Source organism: Corynebacterium sp. CCUG 71335, assembly GCF_024454075.1.
GTDB lineage: Bacteria > Actinomycetota > Actinomycetes > Mycobacteriales > Mycobacteriaceae > Corynebacterium > Corynebacterium genitalium.
Map to the genome: position 1 here is coordinate 1 of NZ_JAGPYY010000018.1, position 23,429 is coordinate 23,429.

The 23,429-nt window shown below is 63.8% G+C and carries 23 protein-coding genes and 1 tRNA gene; 11 read left to right on the top strand and 13 right to left on the bottom strand.

The features are described from left to right. Positions 1–271: 271 nt before the first annotated feature. Positions 272–1,840 (top strand): catalase, encoded by a 1,569-nt coding sequence (locus KBX19_RS10885; RefSeq protein WP_255995915.1) that lies wholly within the window; start codon positions 272–274, stop codon positions 1,838–1,840. A 129-nt stretch (positions 1,841–1,969) separates the two neighbouring features. Here KBX19_RS10885 and KBX19_RS10890 read toward each other — a convergent pair whose 3' ends face one another. The 6 genes from KBX19_RS10890 to KBX19_RS10915 are packed head-to-tail and all read right to left on the bottom strand — an operon-like array spanning position 1,970 to position 7,913. After that, entirely contained in the window at positions 1,970–2,407 is a 438-nt protein-coding gene (locus KBX19_RS10890; RefSeq protein WP_255995916.1) for a Na+/H+ antiporter subunit G, read from the bottom strand. Continuing rightward, positions 2,407–2,673 carry a cation:proton antiporter gene (locus KBX19_RS10895; protein WP_255998982.1) on the bottom strand — a complete coding sequence of 89 codons (267 nt, stop codon included), beginning with the start codon at positions 2,671–2,673 and terminating at the stop codon, positions 2,407–2,409. Before KBX19_RS10895 ends, KBX19_RS10890 begins: the two co-directional genes overlap by 1 nt. Beyond that, positions 2,673–3,074 carry a monovalent cation/H+ antiporter subunit E gene (locus tag KBX19_RS10900; protein WP_255995918.1) on the bottom strand — a complete coding sequence of 134 codons (402 nt, stop codon included), beginning with the start codon at positions 3,072–3,074 and terminating at the stop codon, positions 2,673–2,675. The genes KBX19_RS10895 and KBX19_RS10900 overlap by 1 nt, the downstream gene beginning before the upstream one ends. Continuing rightward, the gene (locus tag KBX19_RS10905; protein WP_255998983.1) at positions 3,074–4,624 is read right to left on the bottom strand and encodes a monovalent cation/H+ antiporter subunit D family protein; all 1,551 of its coding nucleotides are present in this window, start codon (positions 4,622–4,624) and stop codon (positions 3,074–3,076) included. The genes KBX19_RS10900 and KBX19_RS10905 overlap by 1 nt, the downstream gene beginning before the upstream one ends. Then, positions 4,624–5,013 (bottom strand): cation:proton antiporter subunit C, encoded by a 390-nt coding sequence (locus KBX19_RS10910; protein ID WP_005287241.1) that lies wholly within the window; start codon positions 5,011–5,013, stop codon positions 4,624–4,626. The genes KBX19_RS10905 and KBX19_RS10910 overlap by 1 nt, the downstream gene beginning before the upstream one ends. After that, entirely contained in the window at positions 5,010–7,913 is a 2,904-nt protein-coding gene (locus KBX19_RS10915; RefSeq protein ID WP_255998984.1) for a DUF4040 family protein, read from the bottom strand. The genes KBX19_RS10910 and KBX19_RS10915 overlap by 4 nt, the downstream gene beginning before the upstream one ends. 231 nt (positions 7,914–8,144) lie before the next feature. Between KBX19_RS10915 and KBX19_RS10920 the strand changes: the two genes are divergently transcribed. Then, positions 8,145–9,791, top strand: a complete 1,647-nt coding sequence (locus KBX19_RS10920) for an ABC transporter permease (RefSeq protein ID WP_255998985.1) — start codon at positions 8,145–8,147, stop codon at positions 9,789–9,791. Between the two features lie 50 nt (positions 9,792–9,841). On the opposite strand, the gene KBX19_RS10925 is transcribed toward KBX19_RS10920, so the two are convergent. Next, a tRNA-Pro gene (locus tag KBX19_RS10925) sits at positions 9,842–9,918 on the bottom strand. Between the two features lie 322 nt (positions 9,919–10,240). After that, on the bottom strand, positions 10,241–11,131 hold the full coding sequence (locus KBX19_RS10930; RefSeq protein WP_255998988.1) for a metallophosphoesterase: 891 nt from the start codon (positions 11,129–11,131) through the stop codon (positions 10,241–10,243). A 24-nt stretch (positions 11,132–11,155) separates the two neighbouring features. Here KBX19_RS10930 and KBX19_RS10935 point away from each other — a divergent pair, with 24 nt between their 5' ends. After that, entirely contained in the window at positions 11,156–11,605 is a 450-nt protein-coding gene (locus tag KBX19_RS10935; protein WP_255996242.1) for a GatB/YqeY domain-containing protein, read from the top strand. A gap of 12 nt (positions 11,606–11,617) precedes the next feature. On the opposite strand, the gene KBX19_RS10940 is transcribed toward KBX19_RS10935, so the two are convergent. After that, positions 11,618–14,023, bottom strand: a complete 2,406-nt coding sequence (locus KBX19_RS10940) for a transglycosylase domain-containing protein (RefSeq protein WP_255998989.1) — start codon at positions 14,021–14,023, stop codon at positions 11,618–11,620. A 208-nt stretch (positions 14,024–14,231) separates the two neighbouring features. Here KBX19_RS10940 and KBX19_RS10945 point away from each other — a divergent pair, with 208 nt between their 5' ends. The 4 genes from KBX19_RS10945 (at position 14,232) to KBX19_RS10960 (ending at position 16,099) form a co-directional block, all read left to right on the top strand. After that, on the top strand, positions 14,232–14,591 hold the full coding sequence (locus KBX19_RS10945) for a WhiB family transcriptional regulator (RefSeq protein WP_255998990.1): 360 nt from the start codon (positions 14,232–14,234) through the stop codon (positions 14,589–14,591). 66 nt (positions 14,592–14,657) lie between these two features. Continuing rightward, positions 14,658–14,810, top strand: a complete 153-nt coding sequence (locus tag KBX19_RS10950) for a DUF4177 domain-containing protein (protein WP_005287216.1) — start codon at positions 14,658–14,660, stop codon at positions 14,808–14,810. Between the two features lies 1 nt (position 14,811). After that, the gene (locus tag KBX19_RS10955; RefSeq protein ID WP_255998992.1) at positions 14,812–15,267 is read left to right on the top strand and encodes a RidA family protein; all 456 of its coding nucleotides are present in this window, start codon (positions 14,812–14,814) and stop codon (positions 15,265–15,267) included. Between the two features lie 10 nt (positions 15,268–15,277). Beyond that, positions 15,278–16,099 carry an MBL fold metallo-hydrolase gene (locus tag KBX19_RS10960; protein ID WP_255998994.1) on the top strand — a complete coding sequence of 274 codons (822 nt, stop codon included), beginning with the start codon at positions 15,278–15,280 and terminating at the stop codon, positions 16,097–16,099. A 33-nt stretch (positions 16,100–16,132) separates the two neighbouring features. On the opposite strand, the gene glxR is transcribed toward KBX19_RS10960, so the two are convergent. Next, entirely contained in the window at positions 16,133–16,816 is a 684-nt protein-coding gene (glxR, locus tag KBX19_RS10965) for a CRP-like cAMP-activated global transcriptional regulator GlxR (protein ID WP_005287208.1), read from the bottom strand. A gap of 366 nt (positions 16,817–17,182) precedes the next feature. Here glxR and nth point away from each other — a divergent pair, with 366 nt between their 5' ends. Genes nth through KBX19_RS10985 form a run of 4 tightly spaced genes read left to right on the top strand, consistent with a single transcriptional unit; the run spans position 17,183 to position 20,528 of the window. After that, positions 17,183–18,010 (top strand): endonuclease III, encoded by an 828-nt coding sequence (gene nth / locus KBX19_RS10970; RefSeq protein WP_255996246.1) that lies wholly within the window; start codon positions 17,183–17,185, stop codon positions 18,008–18,010. Then, the gene (locus KBX19_RS10975; RefSeq protein WP_255998996.1) at positions 18,007–18,609 is read left to right on the top strand and encodes a TlpA disulfide reductase family protein; all 603 of its coding nucleotides are present in this window, start codon (positions 18,007–18,009) and stop codon (positions 18,607–18,609) included. The genes nth and KBX19_RS10975 overlap by 4 nt, the downstream gene beginning before the upstream one ends. Further along, positions 18,610–19,341 carry a CoA pyrophosphatase gene (locus KBX19_RS10980; protein ID WP_255998997.1) on the top strand — a complete coding sequence of 244 codons (732 nt, stop codon included), beginning with the start codon at positions 18,610–18,612 and terminating at the stop codon, positions 19,339–19,341. Further along, positions 19,341–20,528, top strand: coding sequence for a MarP family serine protease (locus KBX19_RS10985; protein ID WP_255998999.1), 1,188 nt, complete (start codon positions 19,341–19,343; stop codon positions 20,526–20,528). Before KBX19_RS10980 ends, KBX19_RS10985 begins: the two co-directional genes overlap by 1 nt. 3 nt (positions 20,529–20,531) lie before the next feature. Here the strand turns inward: KBX19_RS10985 and KBX19_RS10990 are convergent, their stop codons facing one another. From KBX19_RS10990 to KBX19_RS11000, 3 genes are all read right to left on the bottom strand, one after another. Next, positions 20,532–21,449: an alpha/beta fold hydrolase gene (locus tag KBX19_RS10990; RefSeq protein ID WP_255999001.1), complete on the bottom strand. Its 918-nt coding sequence runs from the start codon at positions 21,447–21,449 to the stop codon at positions 20,532–20,534. 68 nt (positions 21,450–21,517) lie between these two features. Continuing rightward, positions 21,518–22,096, bottom strand: coding sequence for a phage holin family protein (locus tag KBX19_RS10995; RefSeq protein WP_005287193.1), 579 nt, complete (start codon positions 22,094–22,096; stop codon positions 21,518–21,520). 141 nt (positions 22,097–22,237) lie between these two features. Beyond that, complete coding sequence (locus tag KBX19_RS11000; RefSeq protein WP_255999002.1) at positions 22,238–23,095, bottom strand: HAD family phosphatase; 858 nt, start codon at positions 23,093–23,095, stop codon at positions 22,238–22,240. Between the last annotated feature and the right edge of the window lie 334 nt (positions 23,096–23,429).

The following is a 23,429-nucleotide window of genomic DNA, read 5'->3' on the forward strand; positions in this document are numbered from 1 at the left end:
CAGAGCTCTGCGTCGCTGCTCCTTGGTGTATGAGCGGTTCATGATGGAATCCTCCAAGATTCCGTCCGCATCCCCTTTTGTCGTTTAACCCCTTTTCGAAGCGGCCGCAATCACCGATAGCGAGTTTGATGGGGATCTCTAGACCCTGCCCCTCATCCGCAGGTCAAACAAACGATTGAGTTAGGGCGAGCTTCCTTGAAGGCCTGTCAGAGCGTACGTAAGCTCGCGGGTATCCCCACCGGATAAACCTGACTTCGAGGAGGGCCATTTCATGGCTGACAACACCCCTGACAACATCCTGAACAAGGGCGAGCGTGACGCCGGCAACGGCAAGACCACTCGTCTTGGCGGCCAGCCGGTCGCATCCGAGAACATTTCTGTCACCGCCGGTCCGCAGGGCCCGAACCCGCTGACGGACATCCACTTGGTGGAGAAGCTCGCGCACTTCAACCGCGAAAACGTTCCGGAGCGCATCCCGCACGCAAAGGGCCACGGTGCATTCGGTGAGCTGCACGTCACCGAGGATGTCTCCCAGTACACCAAGGCGAAGCTGTTCCAGCCGGGCACTGTTACCCCGATGGCAATCCGCTTCTCCACGGTTGCCGGTGAGGCTGGATCCCCCGACACCTGGCGTGACGTGCACGGTTTCGCGTTGCGTTTCTACACCGAGGACGGCAACTACGACATCGTCGGTAACAACACCCCGACGTTCTTCCTGCGTGACGCTGTGAAGTTCCCAGACTTCATCCACTCCCAGAAGCGCGACCCGCGCACCGGCCTGCGCTCCGACGAGATGCAGTGGGACTTCTGGACCCGTACCCCGGAGTCCGCTCACCAGGTGACCTACCTGCTCGGTGACCGCGGCACCCCGAAGACCTCCCGCCACCAGGACGGCTTTGGCTCCCACACGTTCCAGTGGGTCAACGAGGCTGGTGACGCCGTGTGGATCAAGTACCACTTCAAGACCCGTCAGGGCTGGGAGACCTTCACCGACGAAGAGGCAGGCAAGATGGCTGGCGACAACGCTGACCACCACCGCGAAGACCTCTTCAAGGCGATCGAGCGCGGTGACTACCCGATCTGGGACGTCAAGGTGCAGATCATGCCGTTCGAGGACGCAGAGAACTACCGCTGGAACCCGTTCGACTTGACCAAGACCTGGTCCCAGAAGGACTACCCGCTGGTGGACGTGGGCTACTTCATCCTCAACCGCAACCCGAAGAACTTCCACGCACAGATCGAGCAGATCGCACTCGACCCGTCCAACATCGTCCCCGGTGTCGGCCTGTCCCCGGACCGCATGCTCCAGGGCCGCGTGTTCGCTTACGCTGACCAGCACCGCTACCGTATTGGACCGAACTACAAGGACCTGCCGGTGAACCAGCCGATCGTGCCGGTGAACACCTACGCCGAGCGTGGCCCGATGCAGTACTTCTTCAACAACGAGGGCGAGCCGAACTACTCCCCGAACAACACGGAGAAGGGTGCAGGCTACCTGGACAACGGTGAGGACTCCGCCTCCAACCACACCTCCTTCGGTCAAGCTCAGGACCTCTACGTCAACCCGGACCCGCACGGCACCGACCTGGTCCGCGCTGCTTACGTCAAGCACGCCGATGACGATGACTTCATGCAGGCCGGCATTCTCTACCGCGAGGTCTTTGATGATGCTGCCAAGGAGCGCTTCATCCACAACGTGACCAACAAGATGCTGCCGATCGAGAACAAGGACGTCGAAGAGCGCACCTTCGCCTACTGGGGCAAGGTCGACGCTGATCTCGAGCCGAAGCTGCGTGAGGTGCTCGCTCAGAAGCGCGCCGATGCGGCTAAGGACTTCTAGGAGGGCGTTTCCTTCAACGGCTAGCAGCTGCCGGCGCTTAAGCGTGAACCCCGCCGCGAGCTCACGGAATGTGGTGAGTGCGGCGGGGTTTCGCTATGGCGTGGATAGGCGACGCGAACGCGCGCGGTGTTACCAGCGTTCAGGGGGAGCTTGCGGCTCCGGCTCTGGTTCCGGGGCCTGCTCTGTGGGTGTCTCGCGCAGCTCGCTGTCTGCGTGGTCACGGCTGGGTTCACGCCGCCCGCCGGGGCCGATCGCGTCGGTGACGGTCACACCGTAGATGGAGCGGCCGATGATGAAGGAACCAACAGAGGCGACAATCCACACGCCGAGAATGGCGATGATGGCGCGAAGAAAGTTGTTCAGGTCGAAGCCTTCTGTCGACCATTCGTGGATGAGCATCGCGATGATCAGTGCCGGGAAGGCGACACCGACCAGCGGGCCCATGAGGTTGGCGCGGGTTAGCGCATTCGGGGCGCGCAGCTGCAGGACGACAGTGGCGACGGTCATGAACACCGCCACGAAGACGAACAGCAAGACAATGATCTGCCAGATGGTCAGTGCGGTCATTAGCGGCGCCCCCTCGAGATCACGCGGGCCATGGACAGGGTCGGGATCGCACCGCACACCAGGGCGGCCAGGATGGCGACTTCGTAGGCGATGAACGTGTCGTTGAACAGCGACCACGCGAAGAAGATGCAGACCATAGCGTAGAGGATGTAGTCGGCCATGACGGCGCGGGAAAGCTCGTCACGCTCGCGGAGGATGGCCACGAGGCCGACCAGCAAGCTGACGGCCATGATGGCTATGCAGACGGTCAGGATTGTCTCGAACATTAGGTGAGATCTCCTTTGGGTACGTAGGGCTCCCAGGCCACATCCGCGACGTCGAGAGGTGTGGACTTCACGGCGGGGGAGACATGCTCTTCCATGTCGATCAGGCCCTCGATCACGTCGTTGGCATCGTCGCCGAAGGCGGACTGGACCAGCAGGGTCCGGGGCTTGCCCGGTGCGACTGGTTCACGGAATCCCATGGCCAAAGTCGACGGTGTGGCGGTAATCGAGGTGGAGAACCAGAACAGTTCCCAGTCGGTGGTGAGCCGCAGTGGGTAGTGAATGACTATCGGCTTGAGACCGGCGTCCGGTTTGAACGCCGTGAAGGCGGTGTTGAAACCGGAGACGATGATCTCTTTGACAATCCAGAAGAAGTAGCCGATGCCGTGGATGATCTTGTTCATTAGCGCTGGCCTCCTTGCAGGGAATCAGTATCGGGTACGCCGAGCGGGTCCTCGCCGAGGACGGCGGAGGTGTAGGACGGGACGTCGAGAAGCGCGTCGGCGGAACCCGTCGCTGCGTCCCACAGCGGGCCGGCACCGAAGAACATCGCCAGCGAGATCCCCATCAGCACGGCGGACGGCGCAAGCAGCGCCCAACGCACCCGGAGTGTGTCGGGGTAGTGCTGCATGGGCTGGCCCCAGAAGACCTCGCGCCAGACGCGGAACATTGCGAGCATCGCTGCAAACGAGGCGATGATGATTGCGCCGATGGCCACCCAGGACCGAGCATCTCCGGCAGCCGCGGCGGCGAAGATGAGTGTGAGCTTGCCCCATAGCCCGGAAAACGGTGGGAAGCCGATCACCGAGAATGCGCCCGCTGCGAAGATCGCGGCGGTCCATGAGTCGCGGCGCATGAGACCCGACAGCTTTGACAGAGTGCCGGTGCCGTAGGTCTCCTCGATCGCACCGGAGTTCAGTGTCAGCGCACCAATGGTGATCATGTGGTGCAGCGTGTACATCAGGCCGGCGGCCAGCGCGTACCGGGCGGCGTCCGGGCCGATGCCCGGGCCGCCGGTAAATGCAAGCATGATGAGGATGAACGGCATGCCGTTGACCATCTGGTAGCCCAGCACCTGGCGGATGGTGGCTTCGCCCAGACCGGCGAAGGCGCCGACGAGCATGGATACGACCATGACGGCGATGATCAGCCAGTTCCAGCGCGGGTCCATGTCGAAGATGACCACCCAGATGCGGAACAGCATGTACACCGCGACCTTGGTGTGCAGTCCGGAGAACAAGCCCATCACCGCAGCGCTTGTCGACGTATATGTCCGCGGCAGCCACGTGTGTAGCGGGAACACAGCTGCCTTGGCGCTGATCGCGATGACAATCAGCCCCATCGCGACAGTGACCGGGCCGTTGCCGGCCGCCGCGCCCTGCAAAGCACCGATGTTCACCGCGCCGGTGACGGCGTAGACATAACCGACGCCCATCACCAGCAGGGTGGACGCAGCCAGGTTCACCAGCACGAACAGGCGAGCCGAGGACAGACGGAAACGCGTTCCCGTCATCGCGATCAGGCCGTAGGACGGCAGCAGCATGACCTCGATCATGACGAAGAAGTTGAACAGATCCGCTGTGAGCAGGGCGCCAGAGACACCGGTGATCAGCACCAGCGCCAACGGGACGTAGTACCGCGGCTTGGTGTCGCCGGAAACGATGGCGAACCAGTTGGAGATCACGGCCACCGTCATGGTTGTGATCAGCATGATCGCCGAGAACTGGTCGGCGGCGAACGAGATGCCCGCCCCGCCTTGGTAGAGGCCGATGACGTGGCCGATAGCGCCGTGCTCGGCCGTGTAACCGAACAGCCAGATGCCGCCGATCAGGTTGATGGCGGGGATGATGATGCCCAGGGCGTCGTTCAGCGGCTTGAACGGCGACAGCGCCGCGATGGCCGCGACGATCAGCGGCAGCGCGACAAAGACCGGCAGGATTGCGTTGATCTCCATTACTTGCGCACCCCCCTGTAAGCGGTGCGGCCGGTGGTGGTGAGCGCACCGGGGCCGATCTTTTCTGCCTGTTCAGCGTCGAGAATGTTGTCCAGGGTGTCGTCGTCGCGGCCGAGTGCTGCGAGCATGAGCAGAATCGTCGTGGTGGCCATCGCGATGACGATGGCGGTCAGCACGAACGCCTGCGGCAACGGGTCCGACATGTCTTCGAGACCGGTGGAGGAAGGAAACGCCTCCCCTCGCCATGCGCCGTTGCCGGCGGCGAGAATGGTCAGGTTCGACGCGTGGCCGAACAGCGACATGCCGAAGACGATGCGCACCATGCCGCGTTGCAGCACCAGGTAGACCGCCCCGGCCATGAGGATTGCGATTGTCAGTGCGTAAATCATGCTCGTGCCCTTTCCTCGCGTGCCTCACGCTCGCTTGTCGACGGATCCAGCGGCACCGGATGCGATTCTGTCGGGTGCTCCGGTTCCTCCGGCTCGGGGATGTCCGGCAGCGGGTTGTGCTCGTCGCGGCGGTAGTCCAGATTCTCCCTGTCGGTGCCTGGGCGCAGGTACCCGCCAAGGTCATTGATCGCCATGGTGAGCATGCCGAGGACGGCCAGGTAGATACCGGCGTCGAAGATGAGGGAGGTGGTCATGTGTTCCCCGGCGATCTCACCGTGGATGGCGTACATGAAGCCGCCCTCGATGAAGCCGAGGAAGCCGGAGCTAATAGCGACGATGATGCCGATGCCGGTGAGATAGACCGGGGTCATTGGCTTGACCACGTTCTCATCACGGCCCTTGGACATGTAGCTGAGCACGAACGCGGTGGCCAGCACCAGCGCGGCGATGAAGCCGCCGCCTGGGGCGGTGTGGCCGCGGAAGAAGATGAACACGCTGAGGATCACCAAGATCGGCATGGTGAGCGTGACCACCTTGCGCAGCGACATCGTGTTGAGCTGCGACTGGCCAAACGGTGCGGGGCGGGTTCCGGCCTCGAACCGGTAGCGCGGTACCGAGTTGGTCACCGCCGCGATGACCACGGCGGCCATGCCCAGCACGGAGAGCTCGCCCAAGGTATCGAAGCCACGGAACTCAACGATGATCACGGCGACGATGTTGTCGGCGCTGGTTACCTCGACGCCTTCGGTGAGGTACCAGTTGGCCAACTCGGAACGGTCGCGGCGACCCGTCAGGGCGTAGACAGCGGTGAAAGTGACCACGCCGGTGAGAACTGCCAGTGCCCCGGCCCATGCCTTGCGGCGCGCCGGGACCGGCGGGAACAACCGCGGCTGGTAGCGCAGCACCATCATGATGACCACGACGGTGAGTGATTCCACCGTGAACTGGGTCAGAGCCACATCGGGTGCGCCGAGCAGCATCATCTGCAAGCTCATGCCCACGCCGGCGGTGCCCAGGAAGACCGCGGCCGTCATGCGCTTCTTCGTCAGGACCAGGCCGAGGACGGAGATACCGATGATGGCCAACGGGAGGATGTCCCAGTAGTTGTCCAGGCCTTCGGTGCGCGGTGCGAGCGGCATGCCGTCGATACCGTCGGTAAGCAGCAGCGTGACCACACCCAACCCCAGCGTGGTGACAATGAGCCACACGAGGTGCTTCGACGGGTTGAACGTGCCGGCCATCTTGCCGAAGAACATGCCCAGGTCGCGGGAGCGGTCCACGATGCCAGCCAAGACGTCGTTACCGGTGAACGGCAGCAGCTGCTTGTTCTCCAGGGCCTTCCACACTGGCTTGCGGAAGAAGATGAAGGCCACACCTGCGATGAGAACCAGCATGGACACGATGAACGGCGCGGTGATGCCGTGCCACAGTGCCAGGTGGGAGTGGTAGTCCGCATCCGGGATGATGGCGTTGACGCCGGCGGTGATGGGGCCGTCGATAAGCGAAAGCACGAACACCGCGGGCACAGACATCAGTCCCGGGAAGGCGGCTGGCAGCCAGAAGCTGACCGGTGCTTCGTGCACCTCGCTCATGTCGCGCTCGCCGTCAACAAAGGCGCCGAAGACGATCTTCGCGGAGTAGACGAAGGTGAGGAAGGCGGCGAGACCAGCGAGGATGAGCAGCACGGTGCCGTACGGGCTCTCGTGGAAGGCCTCCAGGATGGACTCTTTGGACACAAAGCCGAACAGTGGCGGGACGGCGGCCATGGACGCGGCGGCAACGATGACGGAACCGAAGGTCCACGGCATCTTGTCGTACAGCTTGCCCAGGCGGCGCATGTCGCGCGTGCCCGTTTCATGGTCGATGACGCCGATGAGCATGAACAGGGAGGACTTGAACAGCGCGTGCGCGAGGGTGTGCGTCAGCGCGGCAGCAAGCGCCAGCGGGGTGCCGATACCGATCGCCGCGACAATCCAGCCCAGGTGGGACACCGTCGAGTACGCCGTGAGGTGCTTCAGGTCCGTCTTCGTGATGGCGAAGATCGCCGACATGAGTGCCGTGCCCAGGCCAGTGACGGTGAGCAGGATGTTCCACGTCGGGTTGTCGTGGAAGATCGTGGAGAACCGCACCAGCAGGTAGATACCGGCCTTGACCACGGCAGCGGCGTGCAGGAACGCCGACACGGGTGTCGCGGCCGCCATGGCCTCCGGGAGCCAGAAGTGGAACGGGAACTGCGCGGCCTTGGTGAATCCGGAGCACGCGATGAGCACTGCGACAATGGTGGTCAGGCGCGGGTTGTCGGCCCACACGTCGGAGGCGAGGATCTCGTGCAGGCGCGTTGTGCCCGTCGAGGTCGCAGCCAGGGCCAGGCCCGCCAGCAGCGTCAACCCGCCGAAGAACGTCAGGGCGAGGGTGCGGAACGAGCCGGCCTCACCCGACGATCCAGAGCGGGCGATAAGCAGGAACGACGCAATGGAGACGAGCTCCCACCCGATGAAGAGGAGCACGACATCGTCTGCAAGCACGAGCAGCAACACGGACAGCGTGAATGCCGTCATGATGGTGTAGAAGCTGGTGTTGCCGTCCTTCTCTGGCAGGTACGCGGCCGAGTAGATCAGCACGATACCGCCGATGATAAGGGCAAGCAGGGCGAAGAAGGCGCTCAGGCCGTCGGCGCGCAAGGCGAAGGACACCGCAGTGCCCTCCCCGAGAAGGTCATTAGCCCAGACAAGGTCGTAGGTCACAGGGGTGCCGGCGCGCAACGCGTTGGCTATCACGGCCGCCGCAGCGAACATGGCGGGTCCGGCGACCCACCCGACGCGGCGATCCATCACGCGCACGAGCACGGGGGAGGCCACCACTGTCGCGGCGACAATCCCGAGGGCGATTAGCAAAGCCATAGGCTGTATTTCCGTTTTGTTGGAGCGGCAGGGGGTCATGCAGTGTCGTGGCGCTGGCGGGAATTCACGCTAAGAAACCCTCAGCCAGGACAAAACAGTTCATAGGGTAACAGGGATGGGCGGGATCAACATGTCGAGTGAATTCGAGGGGGTGGGGTACGTAATGGCGGGAAGCCCCATTTCCCGCGTGTCACGCGCACCCCAGTAGCCACAACCGTTACATTTCTCTCTATGAAATGGAACGTTGTCCTGGCTTTTGCTGTGCTGTTGGTCGCCGCATTCACCCCAATGAATCCGGCATCCACGTGGGCCACGGGGGACGACACGTCTGGTGCCCCGGCTGCCTACGCCGGGCCCGATCAGCTTGTCGATGCCCGCCGCGCCGCCGGTGACGCCTCCGCCGAAGCCGGTTTCCTCACTCAGGGCACCAAGCAGCTCAAGGAGGGCACCGACCAGCTCAAGGACGGCTCCGGGGAGCTCGCTGAAGCTGTGCGCAGCGCGAGCGACGGCGCGGACAAGCTATCCAAAGGCATGGTGGAAATCCAGGCGGGCACCGGCCAGCTTGCCGACGGCGCTACCCGCGTCGCTGACTCCGTCGGCGGTGCGGTGGACCAAGTGGTCGGATTCGAAGCCGTGCGCGGCCAGATCCTCGGAGCACTGGATGACACCATCAAGGCCACCGAGAACAACCGCGACCCCCAAGTCACCGACCTGCGTAACCAGCTGACAGACCTGCGCGGCCAAGTCGAGACAGCCGAGCTGCCTGACGACATGAACACGCAGCTCACCGAGCTTCGCGACGGCTCCCGCGAGCTGGCCAACCAGCTCTCCACCCCCGGCTACGCCTACCACGACGGAATTTACTCCGCGACGAACGGCGCTTCCGAGCTGTCCAAAGGCCTGTCTGAAATGAATGGCAAGGTCAAGGAGGCAACCGACGGCGTGAACCAGCTTGCCGACGGCGGCAAGAAGGTCGACGAGATGGCCAACACCAACAAAGACAACATCGGGGCCATCCAACGCGCCCTGCCCGCGCCTGTGCCCGTCGCCGGAGCGTCGGGAACGACGACCGGCACCGCAGCTGGTGCAGACGGGCAAGCGGCACCTGCACCGGCGTCCGCCCTGGCGCCGTTGGCCGCAATGCTTGTGTCCGCTCTGGCGATTCTCGGCGGCGTGGTCACCGCGCTGGCCGCGTACGCCGGATCGCGCGCCCGCGCACGCTGGCTCATCCTCGGCCTGGGCACTGCCTTCAGCGCCGCAGCCGGACTCATCCTCGTGGCCATCCTGGGAACGAACCTGTCTGCGAGCGACCTGGCTATCGCCGGCCTCGCGCTTGTCCTGGGCACCTTGGCGTCGGCGGGTCTAACCTGGATCTTCCGCTCTGCATTCGGCACGATCGGTGGCGGTGCGGTCGCCGGCATCTTCGCCCTGCTGCAGATGGGTGTGGTCGGCTGGGTCTGGTCGTCCGCCGCGACCGGAGAGGTCTCCTTGCTGTGGAGGGCCGCCTCCCAGGCGCTGCCCATGCACTGGTCGACGGCAGCCATCTCCGCTGCCGGTAACGGCGGATCCACTACCGCCATGTGGACGGGCATCGGCCTCGCAGCGTTCATGGGTCTGATCGGTCTCATTGCCATGGCGCACGACATCCGCAATGACATCGGCCAGGGCGATGCGTACGACGATTACAACGACGAGGCCGATGTCTACGACGAGGCTGTCGAGACCGATGAAGCCGACCGATATGACGACGATGACTACCAGGTCTCCGAAGACGTTGAGACCGTCGATGACTATGACGACTACGACGCTCAGACTGAGGGATTTGCCGATGGGCTGAGCGGCAGCACGGTGTACGAGAGAAGCAGCCGCGTGCGGTGAGTAAGTAATGATAAATGGAGAAAACCCCCTGTTTACAGGGGGTTTTGTTGTGGTCGGGATAACAGGATTTGAACCTGCGACCTCTTCGTCCCGAACGAAGCGCGCTACCAAGCTGCGCCATATCCCGGTTGTACGTCCTAGGAGCCTCTGGTCGGGTGCACATCGGTTACCGTCAGTGCTCCTTGGTACTCGGAACACTCTAGTCCAACACCATGGGTGCGCCAAAACCGCTGTTCATGGCAGACAGGCCATAGTTTTCCAGGCTCGCGGTGAGGGGGCGCAGTGGTATGAGGGCTGTGCGGGCGGAGGCTTGCGGAAAAGTTGACAAACTCGATATCGATTTACTCCCTCGCGATGCTCTGACCAGCCGGGATAGAAAATGCCCGGTTTGGGGATGTCAACTTTTCCGCAATACGCCGCTGCCCGCCGCGGCCGCCGGCCCCCGAAACCTACGCCTCCCGCGCTGTGAGCTTGAGCAGCGCCGCAGATGGCCGGCAGAAGATCCGCACTGGCGCGTACTTGGAGGTGCCCAGTCCGTTGGAGACTTCGAGCCACATGTCGCGGCTGCCGTAGCGGTGCAGGCCTGAGGCGCGTTCGCGGTCGATGTCGGCGTTGGTGACAAGGGCGCGTTCACCGGGCAGACAGATCTGCCCGCCGTGGGTGTGGCCGGCGAGGACGAGCTGGTAGCCGTCGGCATCGAACTGGTCCAGTACCCGCCGGTAGGGCGCGTGAGTGATGCCAAGGGAGAGGTCGGCATCGGGGTTGGGGGTGCCTGCGATGAGGGAGTAGTCGTCGAGGTCGTGGTGGGGGTCGTCGGTACCTGCAATGGCCAGACGCACATCCCCAACCTTGAATTCGAGGCGTTTGTGGGTGGCGTCCTGCCAGCCGCGCTCGATGAATGCGGCGCGCATGCCCTTCCAGGGCAGGTCCACGTAGCTGGGCTCGCGCTTGGCGTCCAGAAGGTATGTGACTGGGTTGACGGGTCGCGGTGCCCAGTAGTCGTTCGTGCCGAAGACGAACACGCCGGGGCGGTTGAGCAGCGGCTCGAGAGCGGCCAGCACGTCAGGCACGGCATGCTCGTCCGAGAGGTTGTCGCCGGTGTTGACCACCAGGTCGGGGTCGAGTGTGTCGAGGGCAGAGACCCACGCGATCTTTGACTTCTGTCCGGGAATCATGTGCAGGTCAGAGACGTGCAGGATGCGCAAGTCGTCCACGCCTTCGGGAAGGATGGGCAGCTCGTAGGTTTTCAGGCGGAACTTGGTCAACTCGCTGTGGCCGAAGGCGAGCGTCGATAAGCCAAGGGCTGTCACCGCGCCGAGCGCTTGTGCGATCTTCTTCATTGGAACAAGGCTACCCTGGCAGCCATGAGTGAATTGAAAGATCAGATCCGCGCCGACCTCAAAGAAGCCATGAAGGCGAAGGAGAAGGAGCGCACGGGTGCGATCCGCATGCTGCTCGCCGCGATCCAGACCGAGGAGACGGAGGGCGCCAAGCACGAGCTTGACGACGCTGCTGTGCTCAAGGTCGTCGCCCGCGAAATCAAGAAGCGCCGCGAGTCGGCGGAGATCTACCAGCAGAATGATCGTCAGGACCTCGCCGACGCTGAGCTCGCCGAGGTCGCCGTGCTCGAGGCATACCAGCCCAAGCAGCTCGATGACGACGAGCTCGCAGCGCTTATCGACGAAGCAGTCGCCGACACCGGCGCCACCTCCATGAAAGAGATGGGGCAGGTTATGAAGGCCGCCACCGAGAAGGCTGCTGGCCGCGCCGACGGCAAGCGGCTGTCTGCGGCAGTCAAGGCGCGACTGTCGTAGCCGAAGCGGGCGCTATAGGTCGCCGAACAGGTCCGCAAGATCGTCGGCGAAACGGCCGATTTCGTCTTCGAGGTCGTCGCGGTAGCGGGAGGCTTCGTCGTCATCGTCGCGGCCGCGGTCATCGCGGGTGTCCCTGCGGTTGGGCGGGTTGTTCCGCGCCGGGGAGCCGTCCGAGACGACGAGAGTGACCACAGCGCCTTCGCCTGCGTTTTCAGGAGTGCGGGCCTCGACGACTTCGCCTTCGGGTTTGCCGGTGGCGGTGCCCTTCGTCTCCCGGACCTTGAACCCAGCTGCCTCTAGTTGGGAGCGCGCCTCGGCGGCTTGGAGGCCGACGACGCTGTCGAACAGGTCGTTGCGCGAAGCAGGGTCATACAGCGGGCTCGGGGTGGGGAGCCCAGCTCCTTGCACGCCCGGAATCTGCGTGGCCATCTGGAACCACGAACGGGCCGCTTCCTTACCGCCGAAGAGATCGCCGTAGTTGCACTGGCGGACCGGTCCGGAGCACAGCGGGGTGGTCTGGGTGCCGTCGTTGTAGATGTAGGTGGCGGCAGCAAAAGCGTTGTTGAAGCCGAGGAATGCCGAGGACTGGTGCGATTCCGTCGTTCCCGTCTTGGCAGCGACGGGGCCGCTCCAACCGTATGCCGCAGCCGCGTCTTTCGCGGTGCCGCTAACAGTGTCCTGGGCCATGCCGTTGGCCAGGCCGGAGGCGAGCTCGGGGGAGACAGCCTCCTCGCAGTCGGGGCGCTCGATGAACACTTCCTGGCCGAGCCGGTCCTCCACCTTGGCCACCGGGTTAGGCTCACACCACTTACCGCCGGACGCCAGCGTTGCCCCAACGTTGGACAGCTCCAACGGGTTCACGGCGGTGGGGCCAAGGGTGAAGGCGCCGAGGTTGTTCTGGCGGAAGTAATCCCCGATGGAATGGTCCTCGTCGAAGCTGCCCGGATCCTCGTAGGAACGCAGCCCCAAGCGCACGGCCATGTCGACGGTCGCTTCCACGCCGACTTCCTCGAGAAGCTCGATGAACGTGGTGTTGGGGGATTTTGCAAGGGCGTCGCGAAGCGTCAGCTCGCTGGGATAGGATCCTGCGTTTTCCACGCAGTACGCGCCAGCCGGACACCCGGTAGCACCGCCGGTTCCCATGCCGTATTTCACGGAACGCTTTGGCACCGGCAGCTTGGCGTCGAGGTTGTATCCCTGCTCCAAGGCTGCTGCGGCGGTGAAGATCTTGAACACAGACCCAGCACCATTCCCCACCATGCTGGACGTCTGCGGTAGGACGGTCTGACTTTCGTCGCCATCCAGGCCATACGTGCGCGACGAGGTCATGGCCAGGATGTTGCGGGAGTTTTCGCCGGGCTCGATGACATTGATCACCTCGGCGACGCCATGCTGGCCCGGGCTAACTGCACTTGCGGCGGCGTTGTGCGCAATCTCTTGAACTCCCGGGTCCAGCGTGGTCCTAATGGTGTAGCCGCCGCGCTCGAGCTCCTCCATGGGCAGACCCTTGCCGGCGAGGTACTCCAGTGCGTAATCACACAGGAAACCCGCAGAACCAGCAGAGATGCAGCCCTCAGGCAGCAAGGCGGGTTCTTCGAGGACTCCGAGGGGTTCGCCCTTGAAGCGGTCTGCCTCATCTTGCGCGAGGTAACCGGAGGTGACCATTGCCTGCAGCACCGTGTTGCGGCGCTCCGTGGCCCCTTCGGGGTTGGTGTACGGGTTGAGCATTTCGGCGGACTGCAGCATGCCGACGAGCAGCGCTGACTGCGGGACATTGAGCTCGGCGGCGGGGATGCCGAAGTAGGTGCGCGCGGCGGCCTCAATGCCGTACGCGTGGTTGCCGAAGGGGACGATGTTCATATATCGCGCCAAGATCTCTTCCTTGGGCAGCTGCTTGTCCAGGTCGGACGCCATGCGCATCTCGCGCAACTTGCGTGGAATCGACTGTTCGACGGCGGCTGTTTGCTCTTCGGGATTCTCAGCGTCGACAAGCAAAAGATAGTTCTTCACGTACTGCTGGTTGATTGTGGAGGCACCTTCCTCCACGCCGCCTGCCAGCACGTTCGTGACCATCGCGCGGGCAAAACCCTGCATGTCCACGCCTTCGTGCTCGTAGAAGCGGCGGTCCTCGATGGCGACCAACGCGTCTTTGGCGGCCTGGCTGATCTGCTCCGCCTTCAACTCATAACGGCGCTGGTTGTAGATCCAGGCTATGGGCTCACCGTTCTTATCGGTGATCGTGGTCACGCCGGGGGCGGACCCGTCGGTTAAGTCGGCGAGATTGGACTGCATCGTCTCATCGACGCGAGCGACAGCAGCCCCGCTGATCCCCACGACGGGGGCAAGACACAGCACCACTGCGAGACCCGCGGCAACGACGCCGAGGAGCAGTTTTCCCAGGGAACCTAGTGAAGACACCTTTCATACACTACGGCCTAGACCCCCACAGCGGAATCGGTGCCTACCCCCGCTCGTGTGATCTATTCGACAATAATCCCAGGGGGTGAATACACTTACATTCAGAAGGCGCAATGAATTCGATTGGCTTTCCTAAAGCAGGCAAATACGAATTTGCCAGGGTTATTTCTATGTCCCAAGAAATTGGGGCTATGGGAAGGAGATTTTCGTGACCGCAACGATTCGCAATCGCTCGCTTGATAAGCCGGTACTACCCGCTTCCGCACGAACTTCTCCGCCCAAGGTCGATTCTTTTGAGCGCGGCGAGTGGGTCACCCTCGCTGTCTGCCGCGCCGGCGACCCGGATGCCCTCTTCGTTCGCGGTGCTGAACAGCGTAAAGCCGCCGCGATCTGTCGCCGTTGCCCGGTCCAGATGGAATGCCGCGCAGATGCCCTGGACAACAAGGTCGAGTTCGGCGTGTGGGGTGGCCTGACCGAGCGTCAACGCCGGGCCGTGCTGCGTAAGAACCCGCACGTGACTGACTGGGCCGCGCACCTCGCAGCGGGCGAGGAGATCGTCGGGCTGTAACTCCTGACGTCGCTACAGCGATGCCGCATCGTCGCTGCAACGGAGGCGAACAGCTAGAGTGGCGGCATGACTAAATGGGAATACGCCACCGTTCCGCTGCTCACGCACGCCACCAAGCAGATCCTGGACACCTGGGGTGAGGATGGCTGGGAGCTTGTCGCTGTCACGCCCGGCCCGAACCCGGAGAATGTCGTCGCCTACATGAAGCGGGAGCTCTAAGGTGAGTGCCCTTTCGCGTATCAGCGCTTTGGGTCTCCGCCTCCCCGACGTCGCCGCCCCCGTTGCGGCGTACGTGCCCGCAACGCGGGTGGGCAACCAGGTCTGGACCTCGGGCCAGCTGCCGTTCGTTGACGGCGCGCTTCCTGCGACCGGCAAGGTCGGCGCGGAGGTCTCTGCCGAGGATGCCTACGAATACGCCCGGACATGCCTGCTCAATGCTCTCACCGCGGTCGATGCGGAAGTGGGGCTGGATGCCGTCACGCGCGTGGTGAAGGTGGTTGGCTACGTAGCCTCCGCACCCGACTTCACCGGCCAGCCCGGTGTGATCAACGGGGCATCGGAGTTGATCGGGGAGATCTTCGGCGATGCCGGCGCGCACGTTCGCTCGGCTGTCGGTGTCGCGGTTCTGCCGCTTGACGCCCCAGTGGAGCTCGAGCTCATAGTCGAGGTGGCGTAGGGTGGGAAACATGCAGCATCCCGCTTATAGCCAACTGCGTCCTGTCACCCCGTCTGCCGCCGTCGTGCTGGCGATGAACCCCAGCTACGCAGCACTGGAGGGCACGAACTCGTGGGTTATCCGCGACCCGGAGGATGAGTACAGCATTGTCATCGATCCGGGCCCGGAAGACGAAGGCCACCTCAACGTGCTCCAGTCGTCGGCCGACAAGGTCTCTCTGGTGCTGTTGACGCACCGCCACCACGACCACGCTGACGGCGCTCACCGGTTCCGTCAGCTCACGGGCGCTCCGGTCCGCGCTTTCGACGAGCGTTACTGCAACGGTGGCGAGCCCCTCCAAGACGGCGAAATCATCGCCGTCGACGGCATCACTCCGCGCATCAAGGTCGTGCACACCCCCGGCCACACGGGCGACTCGGTGTGCTTCTACATCTACTCCGGCGACCCGGAGTCCCCGGAGTCGACGCTGGAGGGCATCTGCACCGGTGACACGATCGCCGGCCGCCACACCACGATGATCTCGGAGACGGACGGTGACTTGGGTGGATACCTGGATTCCTTGAGCACGCTCGAGGAAGACGGAGCAGGCATTAAGCTTCTGCCGGGCCATGGCCCGGAAGGCGAGGACCTGTCCGGATTCGCCCGCAAATACATTGACCGCCGCGAGTACCGGTTGGACCAGATCCGCAAGGTGCGCGCCGAGCGCGGCGCAGATGTGAGCATCAACGAGCTGGTTGATGCGATGTATGACGATGTTGATCCGGTCCTGCGCGGGGCCGCGGAACAGTCCACCCGTGTGGCCCTGCGCTACCTCGAGGGCAAGGAAGCCTAAAAAGGCTCACACGGCGCAAGCCGCCCCGGGAGGCTAGCGCGCGCGGCGCGCGAGGTGCTCCGTGTCCACGATGACGACGGACTTGCCTTCCAGGCGGATCCAGCCGCGCTGCGCGAAGGTGGCCAGCGCCTTGTTCACCGTCTCACGGGAGGCACCGACAAGCTGGGCGATCTCTTCCTGAGTCAGGTCGTGGTTGACGCGCAGGGTGCTTCCCTCTTGGGTGCCAAAGCGGTTGGCCAACTGAAGCAGCGTCTTGGCCACGCGGCCCGGGACATCAGTGAAGATGAGGTCCGCCAAGGACGCGTTGGTCCGGCGCAGACGGCGCGCAAGAACGCGCAGCAGCTGCTGAGAAATCTCCGGGTGCTCGTTGATCCATGTCTTGAGCATCTCGGAATCCATCGTGGCTGCTTGGACCTCGGTCACGCACACTGCGGAGGAGGTGCGCGGGCCGGGGTCGAAGATGGACAGCTCGCCGAACATGTCGGACGGCCCCATGACGGACAGCAAGTTCTCGCGGCCGTCGGGGGCGTGGCGGGCAAGCTTCACCTTGCCGTCGATGATGATGTACAGGGTGTCGCCCGGCTCACCTTCGTCGAAGATGGTGGTTCCGCGGGGAAACGTCTCCGTCTGCATGTCACCGATGAGGTTGGTCACTGCAGCGGGGTCCACGCCTTGGAAAATGCCGGCGCGTGCCAGTGTCTCCTGTACGTCGTCCATGTGCGCTCCTTCTACTTGGCGCTTACCCGCGAGCCGTGCGTTCCAGGATGTGGAATCAGTCACCGCGACCCCGGCAGACGCGCCACGTCACACTGTGCGACTCTATCACGCGCACTGGGGCACAGGCGGAGAATCATGCGGGTTTACTTTTACCCCAAAATAAAAAATGCGCGTTTAGACCGCGTTGAGGCCGTGTTTAGTCCGCTTCTAGGCAGGGTGCACGACGGCGACTTCGAGACGTTCCATGGCCACAACGAACACGGCGAGGAACAGCGGGGCCAAAAGCGCGAAGAGAACACTCATCATGGTTCCCTATCGTAGTTCCTCGGAGGGGAGCCGGTGGTACCCATCGCTATAGTTGTGTGCATGTCCGCCCCAGATGCAGCAGGAAGTCCAGCAGGCTCCGTCACGCCAGTGCGCTTCCGCCGCCCCGGCGCGCACCCCGCGTCAAAAGGTACAGAGACTGAGCTGGGGCGCACCCGTCGCGCAAGGCGGATCAACCGCACATTGGCCGCGACCTATCCGGATGCGCACGCGGAGCTGGACTTCACCAATCCGCTCGAGCTACTTATTGCAACAGTACTCAGTGCGCAAACGACGGACGTGCGCGTCAACTCTGTCACACCGGAGCTGTTTCGGCGCTACCCCGACGCAGCGAGCTACGCGGCGGCCAACGTCGACGAGATCGCAGAGATCATCCGGCCGACAGGGTTCTTCCGCGCGAAGGCGGGGCATTTGAAGGGGATTGGGGAAGCGCTCGTCGATAAGCATGGCGGCGACGTGCCCACCGCGATCGAGGATCTGGTGAAGCTGCCCGGCGTTGGCCGCAAGACAGCGCATGTGGTCCGCGGCAATGCGTTCGGGATGCCGGGGCTCACCGTGGACACGCATTTTCAGCGCCTGGTGCACCGCATGATGCTTATCGACGCATCTATCACCGACCCCGTCGCCATCGAGCACGCGATTGCCAGCGTGATTGAGAAGCGTGAATGGACGATGTTCTCGCACAGGATCATTTTCCACGGCCGACGCGTATGCCATGCTCGCAAACCGGCATGCGGGGCGTGCCCGGTGGCGTTTGACTGCCCGAGTTTCGGAACGGGCCCTGTTGAGTGGGACGAGGCTGAGAAGTTGGTGACCGGGCCGGAGCGCGAGCACATCCTGGACATGATGGGGCGGGGTGAGAGCGAGTGAAGCGCAGTGTGCTGATCAGCGTGCTCGCCATCCTCGCCGCAACGGTGCTGGTGGTGGTCGGCGCGGTGTCCATGCTGAGGGGGCAGCCGGGCTCGAACATCGCAGCGCCCGAAGGTGAGGAGGGCGCGGGGGAGCGCAGCACCGTGACCAACACTGTGAGCGAAATAGAAGCCGGCAGCCGACCTGAATGCCCGCACGGGGCCGTCGGTGGGGTGGAGCTGCCCTGCTTGGGAGCGACCTCAACGGACGGGGCTGTGGCCGATGACCAGGTTACGGTGGTCAGTCTGTGGGCGTGGTGGTGCGAACCGTGCCGTGAGGAGCTGCCTGCGCTGCAGGAATTCGCGGACGCGCACCCCGAATACAGCGTTGTCGGCGTGCACGCGGACGGGGACGCGCAGGCCGGCGCCGCGCTTCTCGACGAGCTTGGCGTGACCCTTCCGAGCTACCAGGACACCGAGAACCTTTTCGCTGCCCAGCTGAAGCTGCCCCCGGTCGTGCCGGTGCTGGTGGTGTTGCGCGGGCAGGAGACTGCTGGCGTGGTGCCCACGCCGTTTACCGACGCCGATGACATTGCCGCGGCCGTCGAGGAGGTGCTCTAAATGTCTGAGACTCCCGAGATGTCCGCGATGCTGCAGCCGGAGCGTGCGCCCCAGTGGCTGGACCCGCTGACCCACAAGCTGTCCGCGCCGGGCAGTGCCAGCTTGGTCACGAAGATGCAGGGCCACATGCGGTTTGCGTCCCAGAAATCGAAGCGGGCAGCCGTGCTCATGTGCTTCACGGGTGATCCCGAGGCGGCGACGTTGCCGGATGACGCAGAGATCCTCATCACGCACCGCACGCCGTCGTTGCGGAACCACTCCGGCCAAATGGCCTTCCCTGGCGGGAAGGTGGACCGGCAGGACTCCGGCCCGATCGACGCGGCACTGCGTGAGGCCCGGGAGGAAACGGGCCTGCAGCCCGAGCGCGTCGTGCCGCTGGCGGTCCTTGAGACCATCGCAGTGGGCCCATCGGGCAACCCAGTGAACCCCGTGTTGGCGTATGCGCAGGAGCCGGGGGAGGTGTGGTCTGCAAGCCCCAATGAGAATGACGATGTCTTCTTCGTCCCGCTCAGCAACCTCATCGACCCCGACAACCGCTTCCGTGTCGCCCGGTTGGGCTGGTCCGGGCCCGCCTTCGAGCTCCACGGCTACGTGGTGTGGGGGTTCACCGCCTCGCTGCTGTCGGTCATGATCCGCGAGGCCGGGTGGGAGGAACCCTGGGAGCACAAGGATGCTGTCGACCTGCGGCATGCCCTGCGCACGTCGCGCAACGGTGAAGGGCACGGTTTCTAGTGACCGCAGCGATCCTTGTGGACGTGTTCCTTGGCGTCATTCTCCTAGCCTCGCTCCGCAGCGGCTGGCGGCATGGTGCCTTCTCGGCCGGATTCGCCGCGCTGGGAATTGCCGCGGGTCTGATCGTGGGCATCGTGGTGTCGGCCTTCGTCGTGGACCTTGCGGATGTCACCAGCATTCGCGTGCTCCTTTTGCTGGCCACGGTGGTGCTCTTCGTCGCGCTGGGAAACATCGTGGGCACAACAGTCGGTTCTGGGCTGCGGGAACGGATGCGCTCCAAAACGACCCAGCGGTGGGACTCCGCAGTGGGTGCATTGTTGCAGCTGGTCATCGCGGTGGTGATGGTGTGGCTCGTGGCCATCCCGGTGGCCGCCAACGCCGGTGGCTCGCTGGGTAAAGGCGTGCGGGAATCCCGCGTGCTCACCGCCATCGACAGCGTCGCACCGAGCTGGGCCAACAAGGTGCCTGAGCATATCGCCGCGCTTATCGACGTCACCGGCCTGCCTCCCTTAGTCTCCCCCTTCCAAGGAGCGGGCGCAGACGTTGAGGCCGTGAATCCGGAGGCGGTCGACCCGGCCGTCATTGACGCGGCGCGCGCCGGAGTGGTGCATGTCCTCGGGGACTCGACGAGCTGCAGCAGGCACATGTCGGGGTCCGGGTTCGTGGCCGCACCGGACTACGTGATCACCAACGCCCACGTCGTCGCCGGCACCGACGAGGTCGAATTGGACACCGTGGTAGGGGTCAAACAGGCCACCGTGGTGTTCTTCGACCCGGAGGTGGATCTCGCGGTCCTCCACATCCCGAACTTAGGCATTGAACCGATGCGGATCGCGCAGGACCCAGCCCATACCGGCGATGATGTCGTCGTCCTGGGCTATCCCGGCACCAACCCGTTCACAGCGTCCCCGGCTCGCGTGCGGGACCGCATCATGGTGTCCGGCCCGGACATTTACGCCACCGGGCGCACGGAGCGGGAAGCCTACACGCTGCGCGGGGATGTGCGGCCCGGCAACTCCGGCGGCCCGGTGATCACGCCCGACGGCGCCGTGGTCGGGGTCATCTTCGGCACGGCTGTCGACGGCTCCGAGACTGGTTTCGCAGTCACCATGGACCAGGTGCAGCGTGTGGTGGGGGAGTACGTTGGGTTGACTGCGGCCGTCGATACGCAAGCCTGCGTGGCATGACGCTTAAGTGAGAAAAGTCGTGAGGGCCTCGACGAAGCCCTGCGGATTCTCCACGTGGGGCACGTTCTTCGCCCCGGGGATGCTCGTGCGGGTCAGGGGGCCGCGGGTGCGGGCGCTGGAGAGTTCGTCGATACGCGTCCACACGTCTTGGGGCGGGTGGATGAGCAGCACGGGAGCGTGGGTTGGCGCGTTGGCGTTGGCTCTGTTCGGCAGCGAGATGAGTTTCGGTGTGAGCATGCGGGAGTTGTGAATGATCCCGCGCAGTGCGTTGTGGATGCTGGCGGCCTGCACGCGCAGAGCGAGGGTCTCAGTGAACGCGTCGGACCGGTGGAAACCCGGCTGGGTGTTGATGGTCAGCTCGCTGCGCCACACCTGCGGAATTGCCCTGGCGAACCAGCGCAGGAACCAGCTGGGGAGGCGTCCGATAGCCACGCGCGTGGTCATGTAGATCAACTGCCATGGCCGCCGGCGCATGTAGCTGCGCAGATCGTAGGGGTGGGCTGCCGACACGGCGACGAGACTGTCGACTCGGTGCGGGTAAGCGGCCGAATACACCCAGCTCAACGCCCCTCCAGTGTCATGGCCGACAAGGTGCGCGCGCTCGTGCCCGAGGGCGGTGATCATGCCGTCGATGTCCCCGACGGCCAACAACGTATCGTCGCCGGGGCGCGACGGGGGCTTGTCCGACATCCCGTAACCGCGCATGTCCACGGCCGCGACGTGGAACCCCTCCTGAGCTAACGGTTCAATCACGTGGCGGAAGTCCAGCCACGCTCCGAATGTGCCGTGAATGAGCAGCACGAGCGGGTCGCGCGGATCCCCGGCGACAACTGCGTGCAGACGAATGCCGCGGGTATGCAGCATGACGTGCTCAAACGGGCCGGGAAGGGCGACAGTGTTCGGGGAGATGGGTTGTTTCATGGGGGTGCGTCGATAAGCGAAAAGCCCGCGACAATGCGCGGGCTAAACAGCTAAAAATTAAGCGGTACTTAGTCGGTCACCTTGGTGGAGCCGGTGCCCTGCGCGGTGGGGTAGCCAGCCGGAACAGTGGTGCCGGTGCCGTAGGAGGTGTACAGCTCGGAGGTGTCCTTCTCCAGGTTCTTCTGTGCCTGGCCCGGGACGAGGCCCTTGAGCTCGTTGACGGACTGGATGGTCTTCTCCGGCTTCTTCATCGCCTGGAAGCGCTTCACGCCCACCAGGGCGAGGATGCCTGCGGTGATGAGCATGAGCAGGAAGACGATGCCGAAGCCCCATGCGTCATTCGTCCAGATGGCAATCAGCTTGGCCAGGAAGAAGAAAAAGAAGAAGGTGGAGAACAATGCAATCACACCAGCGGCGACGAGCATGCCGCTGCCGATCGCTGCCTTCTTAGCTTCACCGACAACCTCGGTCTTAGCCAGTTCAATCTCGTTGCGGACAAGGCTGGAAACCTGCTCGGTGGCGTTGGACACCAGGGTGCCCAAAGAGTCCGCGCCCGGCTGCGTCACGTCCGTGTCGCGCAGGGGGATGGAATCGATCTTCGCCTTGTAGCTGGTCGATCCGCTGGTGTACATCCCGTCGTTGCTCACTGTTCTAAAACCTTCCTCGGGTGGGCCCCGCCCATTGCAGGCAGATTCTCAACCTTGCTTTGAGCTTTTTCAACCTATCTCAACGGAAGTCTACTGTATATGACATTCCTGCTGAGTGCGTGACGTAGGTAACGGTGGGCCTTAAGCGCTCTTGCGGCGCTGGGCTAGCCACACGCCGAAAGCAGTCAGGGCGGCGACGCTGGCGACCATTCCGGCGCCGATACCGATCTCTTTCGCGCCGGGGGAGGGGAAGAGGGGCTCCGGGTTCTTGAAGCTGCGGATGTCCCAGCCGTTTGCTGCCGCATGCTTGCGCAGCCCCCGGTCGGGGTTCACGGCGACGGGGTGGCCGACCATCGCGAGCATGGGGACGTCGGTAAGCGAATCGGAGTACGCGTAGCTGCGCGCAAGGTCATACCCGCGCTCGTCGGCGAGGCGCCGCACCGCATCCGCTTTCGCGTCGCCCTTGAGATAGTGGGTGATCTCACCGGTGAGCTTCCCGTCTTTGACCTCCGCCTCTGTTGCCACAATTGTCTCGATGCCCAACTCTGCCGCGATCGGCTCCACCAGGATGGACGCGGATGCGGACAGGATGACCAGGTCGTGGCCCTGCGCGCGGTGGTAGTCGATGAGTTCCCGGGCCTCGGAGTAAATCGCTGGGGTGACCACGCTCACCATGGTGTCGGCAACGACGTCGCGCACTTGCTCGACTGGCCAGCCCTTCACCATCGCCGCCATGCGGTCGCGGGTCGCATCCATCTTCGCACTGGAGCGGCCGGAGAACATATACGACGTCTTGGACAGGTAGAGCTCTAACGCCTCCTGGCGTGTGATCAACCCGTTGTCCATGAACCCGCGACCGAAGGCGTAGGCCGACGAGGTGGCGATGATTGTTTTGTCCAAGTCGAAGAACGCGGCCACGCGCTCACCCGTGCCTTCGCCGACGCGTTGCGGTGACGCTGGTGACGCTGCGGCGCTGTGATCCGGGCCAGTATCTGTCATGCGAATGATTCTACATCCACAAACTGCCCAACTTGCCGCGGAAAACAGCCAGCTCACATGCGTTTGTACGGGGGCTTCGAAATATTTTTCGAACTATCTGAGTTTGGGTCTTGTGCAGAATCGAATTTATATGCCATAATCAGATCTGCACGGCCCCGATATACAGTGTGGCCGGCCCCGGCCCGATCCCCCCCTGTGGCCGGGTAAGACGGCCCGCGCACCCCCCCGATAGCGCGGGCCGTCTCTTATTCTCTCCGCATGCTGTCGCCGCAGCGGCCGGTTCCCTGGCCCCTTAGTTGTGGTCACTGCAGTGCGCACAATGCGCGGTAAGCGC